The sequence below is a fragment of the Streptococcus sp. 2022WUSS037 genome (genome assembly GCF_044427225.1).
In the GTDB taxonomy this organism is placed as follows: domain Bacteria; phylum Bacillota; class Bacilli; order Lactobacillales; family Streptococcaceae; genus Streptococcus.
In genome coordinates this window covers 1-12,310 of record NZ_JAOTGJ010000011.1, presented here as the reverse complement: position 1 = coordinate 12,310, position 12,310 = coordinate 1, and the positions used below count along the sequence as shown (strand labels likewise).

The following is a 12,310-nucleotide window of genomic DNA, read 5'->3' as shown; positions in this document are numbered from 1 at the left end:
CTATAGAAAGAGGAAACTATGTCAACTTTTTCCGGATTTTATAAAAAATCACGCCAAGAGCGCATTGATATTCTCCGTCAGAATCGTTCCCTATCCGAAGATAGCTTAGACATTCTATACAAAGACAAAAACCTGCCAGAAGCAATTGCGGGAAAGATGGCAGAAAATCATCTAGGAACGTTTTCCTTACCTTTTTCTGTACTTCCAGAACTTCTAGTGGATGGACAAACTTATTCTGTACCGATGGTTACTGAAGAACCTTCTGTGGTTGCAGCTGCGTCTTTCGGAGCCAAAATCATTGCTAAATCTGGCGGTTTTACAACGACTATTCATAACCGTATCATGATTGGACAAGTTGCGCTCTACGATATTTCGGACCATAGCAGAGCGACACAGGCGATTCTTGACCAGAAGGAGAGTATTTTAGAAACTGCCAATCAAGCACACCCTTCCATTGTCAAACGAGGGGGCGGTGCAAGAGAATTGACTGTTGAGAGTAAGGATGAGTTTTTGATTGTCTATCTTCAAGTTGATGTACAAGAAGCCATGGGAGCCAATATCCTCAATAACATGTTAGAAGCGATTAAGGATGATTTAGAAAAGCTCAGCAAGGGACAGGCTTTGATGGGAATCCTCTCCAACTATGCAACGGAGTCACTGGTAACCGCCCAATGTCATATAGCCATCTCTAGTCTGGCTACCAGCTCTGCCATTGCTCAAGAAACTGCTCAAAAAATAGCCTTAGCAAGCAAACTGGCGCAAGTGGACCCTTATCGAGCTGCTACCCATAACAAGGGGATTTTTAATGGTATAGATGCTGTCGTTATCGCTACAGGAAATGACTGGCGGGCAGTCGAAGCCGGGGCCCATGCTTATGCCAGCCGTGATGGGCAATACAAAGGGCTTTCTACTTGGTCTATTGATGGCGAGCACTTGGTCGGCTCCATCACCCTACCTCTTCCGATCGCCTCCGTCGGTGGCTCTATCGGGCTCAATCCAAAGGTAGCAGTCGCTTTTGACCTTCTCCAACAACCAAAGGCACGCCAATTAGCTTCTATCATCGCTTCTGTCGGTCTCTGTCAGAACTTTGCTGCCCTGCGTGCTCTTGTTACTTCAGGGATTCAGGCTGGTCACATGAAGCTCCACGCAAAATCCCTAGCGCTACTTGCTGGCGCCGAGGAGCATGAAGTAGACCAACTAGCCCAACTCCTGCGAAAAGAAAAGCACAGCAACCTAGAAACTGCTCAAAACTTATTAGCAAAAATGAGAGAACATTGGGAGTGGGAAAGAACACGACCAAAATAAAAAGAGTTCGTCAACAATTTTTCGTTTTAAGTTGTTGAGCTGAAACAGTCTATCCCCAGACTGTTTCACTCCCACCCCCGCATAGCTCCAAAGGTTCGGGGAACCTTTGGAGGTTGGAGATGAAGCGAACTTTGTTCGCAACAGTCGTAATGGTCAGATTTGGAGTGCAAAACACGAACAAATCTGCCAATCAACCACTGCGCTGAGATGTTGACACGAACTCTGAGTAGTGGTTCTGGGCTTTTTGCCCAGCCTTACTCTATTATTTGCTCCATACGGAACTTTTGCGGTTTCATTCCTTGGCGTTCATAAAAACGGACAGCTCCTGCATTGTCAGCCCATACATCCAAGGTAAGATTGTGGCAATCCTGCTCCTTAGCATAGGAAAGAGCAAATTCATACAGTTGCTCGCCAATTTTTTGACCACGCGCCGAATTGGCTACACACAAATCATCAATAAACAAGGTTTTAACTGGTTCTAAAACATCGCCTGTTGCGGTAGATAATTCACAAAAAAGATGCCCAACCACTTGTCCCTCTAGCTCAAAGACAAAAATAGGCTTATCTGGATTTTCCAAAAGTGCTACTAATTCAGCCTCAGAAAATTTTTGACCTGCACTTTTAAAAATATCTGGTCGTGCCTGATGATGCACCTGTAAAATATCTTGAAGCAATTCATTTAAAACTGGAATATCAGATTGTCTAGCTTTACGGATTGTCATAAAAAATCTCCCCTTTTTTTTATTTTTTCTATTATAACACATGTTTATTTTTTAACAAAATAGGTCTACAGACCGATGAAGAATCTGAAAATTCGAGTATACTATAAGTGTATCCTAAAATTTTTCATAAATCTCCTAAAAAATCAGCTGGCCAAGGCTGGTTTTTTTGTTGTCTTAAAACGAGAATGTGTACTGTAGAGAACTACTAATACTCTTCGAAAATCAAAATTAACCGTTGTCAAGAGCCTTGATGAGTGAAAAACTCCAGTGGAGGTTTTCAGCCTGTTACCTTGAAATAAGAAAGTAACAGAGTTCTATCTTCGGCTTCGTTTCCTAGGCTACTTTATATTTTCATTGAGTATAAAGCTTCTCCCTCTTTTGACGCAAAATGCTTTTGCCCCTTATTTGTCCCAAAATACAGAAAAAAGCCTACTGCACAGCGTAGAAACGTTGATACAATAGGCTTTTTCACGTTATTCCTCGCTCTTTTATTTCTAGGCGAGGGATAAAACAGTCTATCCCCAGACTGTTTTATTTTACTGCATCCTTAAGAGCTTTACCAGCTTTGAATGCTGGAACTTTTGAAGCTGCGATTTCGATTTCTTTACCAGTTTGTGGGTTGCGACCTTTACGTGCTGAACGCTCACGAACTTCAAAGTTACCGAAACCAATCAATTGTACTTTTTCACCAGCTGCAAGGTAGTCTGCTACTGCTCCGAATACTGCATCAACAGCTGCTGCTGAGTCTTTTTTAGTCAATGAAGTTGCTTCTGCAACTTTTGCAATCAAATCTTGTTTATTAGCCATTTGCTAAGTCCTCCAATAATTTTCTGAGTTATTACTCACTTCTATATAGTACCGAATTTTAGGCGTTTGGTCAAGTTTTTAACGCTATTTTACTGTCTTTTTCTGTAGATATCAACAATGAATTGATCGTTGTACAAATCAATCGTATTCGCCTTTCCATACAGACCAAATTTGTTCTTCAGTTCTGTCAGTTGAACCTGTACTTGCGCTTGTTCAGAGTCTATTTTTACAAAGGCAGGTAGTTTATAATTTTTTTGTAAATAGGCTAATACCTCTGCTTTCGGCAAGGATAAACTGCCAGCTGATATTTCTATTATCCGTAACAAAATACTGCCATCTTCCACTTTGCTAGGTTGAAAATAAATATAGAGTGGGATAGTCACACCAAAAATCTGATAGCTGCCTTCAAAAACAACTTGCTGACTCGTTACGAATAATTGATAGGAAAACTCTTCCGTCTGATAATCTTTTAGATAGTTAGTGAGGGTTTGGTTGAGCTGTTCCCTATTAGTGGAGAAGGTCCCAACCTTGGTATCTTCTGTACTAGTCTGAACGAGCTTCGTTAAATCCTCTCTATCTGTTTGAATCCGTGTATAGAGGACTATTCCGCAACCAATCAATAAAGCCAACTGGGCTAAAAATAGCCATTTCCAAATATTAAGGTTCCCAGCTTTCCGTGGTATCATTCATTCTCTCCAATATCGCTTTTTTCATAATCTCATATCCAGTATTATTGGGATGGAAACTGTCTTCCTCATACAGTAAATTATTGGTAACTTGGCTACCATTTTGACTAATACCAGCCTCCCCTTCCAATCCTTTATAGAGCAAATCATTGATCGGAACAAAATAGACATGTTGATATTTTTCAGTTATCTGTTCTGTCATAGTATTCCAATTATCAACAATTGTCTGCATCTCTGTCAATTCAGGAAAATTGAGGTAGAGTGGATTGTAAATCCCGACAACATAGATGGGAAGATTTTGATTATTCTTACGCGCTGTCTTAATAATTGTATCCAATCGTTTTCCGTAATCTTTTGCGGGCTTATCAAAAGTTGAAACTTTGAGATTGGCAATGTTTTTAATAATAGCTTTGCGCAAATCGTTGCCACCAACTGTCAGAGTTAACAGATTTGCTGTTTTTAAGTAGCTTATCAGCTCTCCATCTTCCTTCATTCGCTTAAGAATCTGATTACTGGTATTCCCAGAAACTCCGAAATTTTTATAATCTACTTCATAACCATAATCGTTAGTTAGAGATTGAGCCAACAAGGGAACAAAGCCCCCCTGTCCAGTTGTATCTCCAATACCTTCCGTCAGGGAATCTCCTAAAGCAAGATAGGTGAGTGTTGTCCGCTCCTTACTACTAATTTCTTTGTCTGTCAACAAAGACGGAGCGGAGGGAATCATGTGGTGAAAAAGGAAAATAGAAGCTAAAAGACAGAGGAAAAAGTAAACAAAGCCTTGAATCAACTTCCTGTTATTCATAACGAATCAAAATAGCCCAGGCATCCTCACCGGTATGAGTTTGAATAATGGAGCCTGTCTCTAAGACAGAAATTTCTTTTGAGACGTACTCTTGTAATTGACTCTTCATTTCATTTGCAAAATCTGCCGTTCCTGAATAGGAAATACCAATCTCGGCTACTTTTTTATCTGCTAGAGTTGCCGTGAACTCTTCCAGCCATTTTTTAAAGGTCTTATTGCCTCGTCCCTTGACAATCGGAGTTAGCTGATGGTCTTTCATTTCCATGATGACACGGATATTGAGTAGGCTACTCAACATCCCTTGAACACGTCCAATACGACCACCCTTGACTAGATTTTCTAGGGTTGATACACCGATGTATAATTCCGTTTTTTCTTTGACTGTTTCAATAGCTGCAAGGATCTCTTCTTTGCTGGCACCAGCTTGTGCCATGCGTGCTGCTTCTACAACTTGGAATTTTTCAGCCTGATCTGTAAAGCTTGAATCGAGTATTGTCACATCAGCGCCAGAAAGGGTTGCTCCTTGTCTAGCAGCTTCTACTGTCCCTGACAAGGCATGCGACAGGAGAATGGCGATAATCTGACTGCCGTCTTTAGCCAAATCAGCAAAAGTTTCCGCAAAGAGACCTACTGGGGGCTGACTTGTTTTTGGCAAGTTTTTCGATCCTCGCATCAATCCCAAAAATTCCCCTTCTGTAAGGTCATTATCTGAATAGACGACTCCGTCAACCATAACAGATAATGGAACAACTGTTATATTCAATTCTTCGACCAAACTGGGTTCGATAGTCGTACTTGAATCCGTAACAATCTTAATCTTTGACATATTTCATCCTACAATTCTCTTCAATTTTGCCATCTATTATAACAAATTTTGACCAAAAAATAAACTTTGGACATAAGCAAAAAGGCTAGTCACCTAACCTTTTTCTACTAATTCTTTTGCTTGATTACGGGCTGCATCTGTGATTTTGTCACCGGCTAACATCTTGGCAATTTCCTCAATACGCTCTTCTTTGGTCAAGAGACGGACACGAGAAACGGTCGAATGTTCGTCGGAAATTTTCTCAATAAAGAACTGATAATCCGCGATGGCAATGACCTGTGGTAAATGTGAGATAGCCAAGACCTGACCATATTGACCGATTTTATAGATTTTCTGGGCAATAGCCTGGGCTACACGACCTGAAACTCCTGTATCCACCTCGTCAAAGACAATAGAAGTTTTACCTTCTTTACGGGCAAAGGCTGACTTAATGGCCAACATCAAGCGAGACAATTCTCCTCCAGAAGCCACCTTAACCAGAGGCTTGAAGTCTTCACCTGGGTTGGTGGAGATGTAAAATTCTACCGTTTCATTTCCTTCTCGATTAAATTTTCCTTTGGTAAATCGAACTTGGAAACGAGCTTTCTCCATATACAAGTCTTGCAATTCTTGGCGGATAATATCTTCTAAAACAGCTGCCAATTCATGGCGTGATTGGCTGAGCTGACCTGCTCGTTCAACCAATTCTTTCTCTAAGTTCTTAAGCTGAACTTCCAAATCATCACCAGATAAATCATTGCCTGTCAATAGATTGTATTCTTCGCTGATTTTACTAAAATAATCCAAAACATCATCGACAGTTCCACCATATTTCTTCGTAATGGTATTGAGCAAATCCAGACGACTTTCCAATTGCAAGAGACGATTGCCATCAAAGTCTAGATTGTCCACCACATCACTGAGACGCTTGGTCACATCTTCAACGACATAATAAGCTTCTGTCAGGCTAGAAGAGAGCTGTTTGTAGTCTGGATCAAATTCTTCCAGACTTTGCAAGTCACTCATAGCTGAGCGTAGGTTGTTCAAGCTTGAAAAATCTTCATTGTCTAACAGTGCATAGGCATTGGTCAGTGTATCTGCAATTTGTTTGTGGTTGAGCAGTTTATCGCGTTCCTGATTGAGTTGAATATCTTCGCCAGACTTCAAATCTGCTGCTTCGATTTCAGCAATTTGGTATTCCAACATCTCAATCCGCGCCTTGTGTTCTTGCTCGTTTTTTTGCTTTTCAAGAACTCGTTTGCGAAGACTACGATAGGCATCAAAGGTTGTCTGATAACGGTCTTTAAGACTCCAAAACTCATCTTCTCCGAAACTGTCCAAAAGACGGATATGGTGCTGGGATTTCATCAATTCTTCCTGGTCATGTTGACCATGAATATCTACTAAATATTGCCCAATCTGTTTCAAGACAGATAAATTGACCATTTGTCCATTGACACGGCTGACCGAACGGCCATTTTGTAGGATTTCACGACGGATAATGAGTTCGTCCGCCACTTCAATCCCCTGTTCAAGCAAAATCTGCTCTAGAGCTCTGCTATTTTCAAAGGAAAAAAGACCTTCAATCTCAGCCTTAGCGGCCCCATGTCTGATAACATCTGTCGTCGCACGCGCCCCTAGCATCAGATTCATGGCATCAATGATAATGGATTTACCTGCACCTGTTTCACCAGATAGGATGGTCATCCCGTTTTCAAAATTCAGTGATACCTGCTCAATAATGGCGAAGTTTTTAATGGACACTTCTAGTAACATGGCTACCACCCTCTAACCGTTTGTTCAAGCTTTGGAATAACTCCTTCATCTTTTACAATGACTAAAATACTATCATCGTCAGCAATAATTGAAAAAACATGTTCTTGAAATTGTTCCAAAATCTGGCGTTTGACCACAGCAGAACTTCCGGGTACCAGACGGAGATTAATCATTTTATCCATCACTGAGACTTCAAAAACATTCTGCGATTTTACCTTAACAAGACCTGCCTTTGGTAAACCGTAAATATATCCCTTATCTGCTGATGGAACCTTAATAATGCCCAATTCCTTGATATCACGTGAAACCGTTGCTTGTGTCGCATGGACACCCATTGCTTCTAGACGTTCAACAATTTCTTCCTGTGTATCAATAGGAAATCGGACTACCAAATCTTTAATGACTTCTAATCGTTCTCGTTTATTCATCCTTTTTAAATTCCTCATGTGCTTGATAGACTGTAGTTGATATGACCTCTTTGTCAATCTGGTTTGGTTGAGTTGATTTCTCTAAATGAGCCAAGAATTCGATATTGCCATGACCGCCTTGAACTGGTGAGAAACTCAGTCCTTTGACAGAAAAACCTGTTTCCACCGCCATCTTTGTCACATCTTCCAAGACCTTCAAGTGAACTGCCTTATCCTTGACAATGCCATTTTTCCCAATCTGTTCCCGTCCAGCTTCAAATTGGGGTTTAACCAGGGCAACAACCTGGCCGCCTTCCGATAAAATACGATGGAGTGCTGGCAAAATCAAGCTCAGGGAGATAAAGCTGACATCAATGGACGCAAAACTTGGTTGACCAAGTTCGAAATCTTCCAACTCAGCATAGCGGAAATTGTACTGTTCCATGCTGATCACGCGCTCGTCCTGACGTAATTTCCAAGCGAGTTGATTGGTACCGACATCCACAGCATAAACCAGCTTGGCACCAGCCTGCAACATAACATCCGTAAATCCACCTGTTGATGCCCCAATGTCAATCGTCGTTTGACCCTCAACTGATATTTGGAAAACCTGCAAGGCTTTCTCCAATTTGAGACCGCCACGACTGACATACTTGAGTTTTTCCCCCTTGATTTTGAGTTCAATTCCCTCATCAATCTTCTCGCCGGGTTTGTCATAACGTTCGCCATTGATCACCGATACAACCAGTCCAGCCATAACACCACGTTTGGCCTGCTCTCTCGTCTCGAAAAGCCCCTGTTTAAAAGCTAGTACATCTACTCTTTCCTTAGCCATTGATTCGTAAACTTTCTATGATTTCTTTGATTTTTTCTGTTGAAAATGGGACTTGTTTAGCCACTTGATCTAGCTCGTTGATTGCTTGATTCAAGCTATCTTCTAGAAATACTTTTGAGGCCTCCAAGCCCATCAGAGCAGGGTAGGTGGACTTCTCTGCCACTACATCTTTTTGAGGAGTTTTTCCGATTTCCTCAAAAGTGGCTGTCACATCCAAAATATCATCCCGAACTTGAAAGGCTAGACCAACTAATTGACCTGCTTGTCGCAAATGGCTGATTACCACGTCCGATTGACCTGCAATGATACCTGCTGCTACAAAGGGGAAGGTCAATAATTTCCCAGTCTTATTTGCATGAATGGCTTGTAATTGCTCCAAGGAAAGAGATTGCCCTTCTCCTGCCATGTCTAGGACCTGCCCAGCAACCATTCCAAAGGTCCCAGATGCCTGGGAAAGCTCTCTCACGAGAGCAAGGATTGTCTCAGCTGGTAAATCAACTTGGACTAGGAAACCAAATGGATCTAGAAAGAGACTGTCCCCTGCTAAAATTGCTGTTGCTTCATCGTAAACCTTGTGGTTGGTCAAGCGACCACGACGGTAATCATCATTATCCATAGCAGGCAGGTCATCGTGAATCAAACTTCCCGTATGAATCAACTCGACACATGCTGCCACTTGGTAATGAGCTTGTTTTAATTCCATTCCAAAAGACTCTAAGATAGTCAATAAAAGCAAGGGGCGAATTCGTTTCCCGCCAGCCTGTAGCGAATAAAGAACCGATTGGTTGAGGCGTTCTGCTACCTGAGGTTGATAAAAGTCTACCATGGCTTCCTCAAGTCGCTGCAATTTACTGGCAACCACTAGTCCATCTCCACTTCACTGCCATCCGCCTGCATGACCTTGACCAAGGTCTTTTCAGCTTCTTCTAGTGTCTTTTGTAGGTCTTTCGATAGGACCATTCCCTTTTGAAACTCAGCAAGTGCTTCTTCCAAAGCCACATCGCCTCGCTCCAATTTGGTAACGATTCCTTCTAATTCAGCTAAGTTTTCTTCAAATGTTTTCGTCTGTTTGGACATGTTTTACCTCCACATCAAGTTGACCATCCTTCATCTGGATGGTTAGGTTTTCACCCATTTGTACATTTTCTACACTATCAATCACTCGACCATCTTGACGAATCATGGCGTAGCCACGGGCCACGATGCGACTGGTATCCAGCATGGTCAAGGCCTCGATCAGCTTGTCCGCCTTAGCCATCTTATTGTCATAGATATTGGCCATATTGCTCTTCAAGAGTCGTTCCTGCTGGATAATTCTCTCTTGGAAACTCTCTACTTTACGACCTGGATGCACACCTTGTAATCGTTGCTGTAGTAGGAGACTAGCCTGTTTCTGCTGGCTATAGAGTTCTTTCATCCGTGTCTGCAATTGATTGGTCAAGCGGTCTAATTTTTGTAAATAGCCATCATACAAGCGTTCAGGCTGGCGGAACATAACTGACTGGCTAATTTTTTCAAGCTGACCTCTCAGGAATTTCAAACGATTGGTCATGGCCTGATAGGCTCTATTTTCCTGCTGATTGAGGTAGCCCAGCAAATCTGCCTTGGTCACAGGAGTTGCTAATTCTGCGGCAGCTGTTGGGGTAGCCGCTCGTCTATCTGCCACAAAGTCAGCCAGAGTTGTATCTGTTTCATGACCTACGCTAGAAATGATAGGAATTCGGGATTCAAAAATAGCCCGAACCACAATTTCCTCATTGAAGGCCCAAAGGTCTTCGATAGAACCACCACCTCGACCAACGATGAGAACATCTAAGTCATCCCGTTCATTGGCTCTTTGAATATTGGCAACAACTTCCTGAGCAGCCCCATCTCCTTGCACCTTGGTCGGATAGAGAACAATCTCTACGCCTGGAAAACGCCGACGGACCGTAGTAATAATATCCTGAATAACAGCACCACTCGGACTGGTAATTACACCAATTTTCTTAGTAAACCGTGGCAACTCCTGTTTGAATTCCTGCTTAAATAAGCCTTCCTGGGTCAGAGCTTGTTTCAGTTGTTCAAACTTGATAGCCAAGGCTCCAATCCCATCTGGCTCTGCTTTTTCAATGACAATGGAATAGGATCCACTTGGTTCGTATAGCTGCACACGACCAACCGCATTGATTTTCATTCCCTCTTCAAGCTCAAAGCCCAGATTTTTATAGACGCCTGCCCACATGGTCGCTTGAATGACCGCCTTATCATCCTTGAGCGAAAAATATTGATGGCTAGGACGCTTACGGAAATTGGACACTTGCCCAGTCAAATAGACCCTCTCCAAATACGGATCGCGGTCAAATTTTAATTTTAAATACTTGGTTAGATGGCTAACCGATAAATATTCAACCATGTCCACTCCTTCTGTCTGTATCCCTACTATTATACCAAAAAATGCACTTTTATACAGAACTGGACGTCACATTTCTGGTAGTTTTCCAGTGTTTTTTTCTGCATTTTACTATATAATAGTTTGTGAGAAAATAGGGATTTTAATAGCAATTCCAAGGAGTTTTATATGAAAATTGATGATTTACGAAAAAGTTCTAATATTGAGGACCGCAGAGGTCAAAGGAGCTCGGGATCATCTTTCTCTGGTGGTTCTGCTGGGGGTAATCTCTTACTAAGCCTACTCTTCTCCCGTCTGGGTTGGAAAGGAAAATTGGTGCTAGTGGTCCTCCTCTTCGCTTTTGGCGGCATGTCTAATCTAGGTGGCCTACTCTCACCAACGACCAACACCAATCCTTATCAGTCTAGTCAAGTCACTACAAGTGGTACCAGTGTATCAGATGCAGATGCAGATGCAGAATTCATGAGTAAGGTACTAGCCTCAACAGAAGATTTTTGGACACAAGAGTTTGCAAGAAATGGTCTGACCTACCAAGCGCCAACCCTGGTTTTCTATACAAACCAAACCCAAACCGGATGTGGAGTTGGTTCCGCCCAAGCCGGTCCATTCTATTGCTCTGCTGACCGCAAGATTTATATTGATACTTCTTTCTATCAAGAATTATCTAGCAAATATAAGGCTGCTGGTGACTTTGCCATGGCTTATGTCATCGCTCATGAAGTTGGTCACCATGTTCAAAATGAATTAGAAGTTCTTGGGGCTTACCATCAAAAACGGGCTCAACTATCCGATAAGGAAGGCAATGCGCTAAATGTTCGTTTAGAATTGCAAGCTGACTATTATGCAGGAGCCTGAGCCAAATATGTTGATGGACAAGGCATCTTGGATGCTGGTGATATTGACGAAGCCATGAATGCTACCCATGCAGTTGGTGACGATACTCTTCAACAGGAAGCCTACGGCCGTACCGTTCCAGACAGTTTTACCCACGGCACTTCTGAGCAAAGGAAAAAATGGTTTAATCTCGGTTATACCTATGGTGACCTTGCTCCCGCCGATACATTCTCCTTAGAGAACCCTTAACCTCTACGCTATCAATACAGTCCGAGATTGACTGCCAATCTATTTTTTACGTCCAGTTAATTCTTTGGTACGATGTTGTTTTTTATGCTCTTTGTGTGAGTGACGGTTCTTTTTCGAACGATCTTTTTTTCGTTCTTTGCGTTCTTTCTCTTTCTTCTCTTTAGGAACCTTCTCTGTTCGTGGCGCCACTACTTCTAATCCCGCAGCAGAAGCAATTTGATCACCATAAATATAGTGAGTATACTTATTGAAATTCTTTATCACTGCGATGAGAGAGAAGGGCTTTTCTGATTGCTTTTCTATTTCTGTCTCTATTTTGTAAGTGACAGTCTGCACATCTCTGCGATAGTCTCGAAAGAAAATTTTGGAGAAACGATTTTCGTCCTTCCATTTATTATAGTCATTTAGTTTTAAAATAGTATTCCAAAGAATACTCAACCGATTGAAATCTCCTCAATAACTCAGCCACTTTTCTTTTCAAGCCAGCCCAGAATCGTTCAATTGGGTTAAGTTCCGGGGAATAAGGTGGAAGCGGAAGAAAATAGTGTCCCTTAGCCACAGCAAGCTCATCTAGTTGTTTCTTGGGATGAAAAGCTGCATTATCCATAATGATGACATGGGGTTCTGTCAAGGATGGCAATAGCTGCTCCTGATACCACTTGATAAATAATTCCGCTGTCATCGTTC

Annotated in this window: 14 protein-coding genes and 1 pseudogene; 2 read left to right on the top strand and 13 right to left on the bottom strand. The window is 42.0% G+C overall.

Annotation, left to right across the window (positions count from 1 at the left end; genetic code table 11):
- The first annotated feature begins 18 nt into the window (after window positions 1–18).
- Complete coding sequence (locus ODU55_RS05755) at window positions 19–1,305, top strand: hydroxymethylglutaryl-CoA reductase, degradative (RefSeq protein WP_398582213.1); 1,287 nt, start codon at window positions 19–21, stop codon at window positions 1,303–1,305.
- Window positions 1,306–1,559: 254 nt separating this feature from the next.
- On the opposite strand, the gene ODU55_RS05750 is transcribed toward ODU55_RS05755, so the two are convergent.
- The 11 genes from ODU55_RS05750 to xseA form a co-directional block, all read right to left on the bottom strand.
- Window positions 1,560–2,027 (bottom strand): GNAT family N-acetyltransferase, encoded by a 468-nt coding sequence (locus tag ODU55_RS05750; RefSeq protein ID WP_398582212.1) that lies wholly within the window; start codon window positions 2,025–2,027, stop codon window positions 1,560–1,562.
- Window positions 2,028–2,558: 531 nt separating this feature from the next.
- Entirely contained in the window at window positions 2,559–2,834 is a 276-nt protein-coding gene (locus ODU55_RS05745) for an HU family DNA-binding protein (protein ID WP_024385016.1), read from the bottom strand.
- A gap of 89 nt (window positions 2,835–2,923) precedes the next feature.
- Window positions 2,924–3,520, bottom strand: coding sequence for a YpmS family protein (locus ODU55_RS05740; RefSeq protein ID WP_398582211.1), 597 nt, complete (start codon window positions 3,518–3,520; stop codon window positions 2,924–2,926).
- Entirely contained in the window at window positions 3,492–4,325 is an 834-nt protein-coding gene (locus ODU55_RS05735) for an SGNH/GDSL hydrolase family protein (protein WP_398582210.1), read from the bottom strand. Before ODU55_RS05735 ends, ODU55_RS05740 begins: the two co-directional genes overlap by 29 nt.
- Window positions 4,318–5,151, bottom strand: coding sequence for a DegV family protein (locus ODU55_RS05730; RefSeq protein WP_398582209.1), 834 nt, complete (start codon window positions 5,149–5,151; stop codon window positions 4,318–4,320). The genes ODU55_RS05735 and ODU55_RS05730 overlap by 8 nt, the downstream gene beginning before the upstream one ends.
- A 93-nt stretch (window positions 5,152–5,244) precedes the next feature.
- Complete coding sequence (gene recN, locus ODU55_RS05725) at window positions 5,245–6,906, bottom strand: DNA repair protein RecN (protein ID WP_205028606.1); 1,662 nt, start codon at window positions 6,904–6,906, stop codon at window positions 5,245–5,247.
- A gap of 2 nt (window positions 6,907–6,908) precedes the next feature.
- Entirely contained in the window at window positions 6,909–7,334 is a 426-nt protein-coding gene (locus ODU55_RS05720; RefSeq protein ID WP_398582208.1) for an arginine repressor, read from the bottom strand.
- On the bottom strand, window positions 7,327–8,148 hold the full coding sequence (locus tag ODU55_RS05715; protein ID WP_398582207.1) for a TlyA family RNA methyltransferase: 822 nt from the start codon (window positions 8,146–8,148) through the stop codon (window positions 7,327–7,329). Before ODU55_RS05715 ends, ODU55_RS05720 begins: the two co-directional genes overlap by 8 nt.
- Window positions 8,141–9,010 (bottom strand): polyprenyl synthetase family protein, encoded by an 870-nt coding sequence (locus tag ODU55_RS05710; protein WP_398582206.1) that lies wholly within the window; start codon window positions 9,008–9,010, stop codon window positions 8,141–8,143. Before ODU55_RS05710 ends, ODU55_RS05715 begins: the two co-directional genes overlap by 8 nt.
- Window positions 9,010–9,225 carry an exodeoxyribonuclease VII small subunit gene (locus ODU55_RS05705; RefSeq protein WP_398582205.1) on the bottom strand — a complete coding sequence of 72 codons (216 nt, stop codon included), beginning with the start codon at window positions 9,223–9,225 and terminating at the stop codon, window positions 9,010–9,012. Before ODU55_RS05705 ends, ODU55_RS05710 begins: the two co-directional genes overlap by 1 nt.
- Window positions 9,200–10,543, bottom strand: a complete 1,344-nt coding sequence (xseA, locus tag ODU55_RS05700) for an exodeoxyribonuclease VII large subunit (RefSeq protein WP_398582204.1) — start codon at window positions 10,541–10,543, stop codon at window positions 9,200–9,202. Before xseA ends, ODU55_RS05705 begins: the two co-directional genes overlap by 26 nt.
- A gap of 165 nt (window positions 10,544–10,708) precedes the next feature.
- Here xseA and ODU55_RS05695 point away from each other — a divergent pair.
- Window positions 10,709–11,623 (top strand): annotated as a pseudogene (locus ODU55_RS05695) (neutral zinc metallopeptidase).
- Between the two features lie 39 nt (window positions 11,624–11,662).
- Here the strand turns inward: ODU55_RS05695 and ODU55_RS05690 are convergent.
- A complete protein-coding gene (locus tag ODU55_RS05690; RefSeq protein ID WP_029186524.1) occupies window positions 11,663–12,061 on the bottom strand; it encodes a hypothetical protein in 399 nt (132 codons plus the stop codon).
- On the bottom strand, window positions 12,024–12,310 hold a 287-nt coding region (locus ODU55_RS05685), incomplete at its 5' end, for a transposase (protein ID WP_398582203.1). The genes ODU55_RS05690 and ODU55_RS05685, both read right to left, overlap by 38 nt.

Excerpts from the sequence above, each read along its gene's own strand:
- ODU55_RS05720 (WP_398582208.1), bottom strand. The coding sequence starts at position 7,334 with ATGAATAAACGAGAACGATTAGAAGTCATTAAAGATTTGGTAGTCCGA.
- xseA (WP_398582204.1), bottom strand. The coding sequence starts at position 10,543 with ATGGTTGAATATTTATCGGTTAGCCATCTAACCAAGTATTTAAAATTA.
- ODU55_RS05745 (WP_024385016.1), bottom strand. The coding sequence starts at position 2,834 with ATGGCTAATAAACAAGATTTGATTGCAAAAGTTGCAGAAGCAACTTCA.
- ODU55_RS05735 (WP_398582210.1), bottom strand. The coding sequence starts at position 4,325 with ATGAATAACAGGAAGTTGATTCAAGGCTTTGTTTACTTTTTCCTCTGT.
- ODU55_RS05750 (WP_398582212.1), bottom strand. The coding sequence starts at position 2,027 with ATGACAATCCGTAAAGCTAGACAATCTGATATTCCAGTTTTAAATGAA.
- ODU55_RS05705 (WP_398582205.1), bottom strand. The coding sequence starts at position 9,225 with ATGTCCAAACAGACGAAAACATTTGAAGAAAACTTAGCTGAATTAGAA.
- ODU55_RS05730 (WP_398582209.1), bottom strand. The coding sequence starts at position 5,151 with ATGTCAAAGATTAAGATTGTTACGGATTCAAGTACGACTATCGAACCC.
- ODU55_RS05715 (WP_398582207.1), bottom strand. The coding sequence starts at position 8,148 with ATGGCTAAGGAAAGAGTAGATGTACTAGCTTTTAAACAGGGGCTTTTC.
- recN (WP_205028606.1), bottom strand. The coding sequence starts at position 6,906 with ATGTTACTAGAAGTGTCCATTAAAAACTTCGCCATTATTGAGCAGGTA.
- ODU55_RS05755 (WP_398582213.1), top strand. The coding sequence starts at position 19 with ATGTCAACTTTTTCCGGATTTTATAAAAAATCACGCCAAGAGCGCATT.
- ODU55_RS05740 (WP_398582211.1), bottom strand. The coding sequence starts at position 3,520 with ATGATACCACGGAAAGCTGGGAACCTTAATATTTGGAAATGGCTATTT.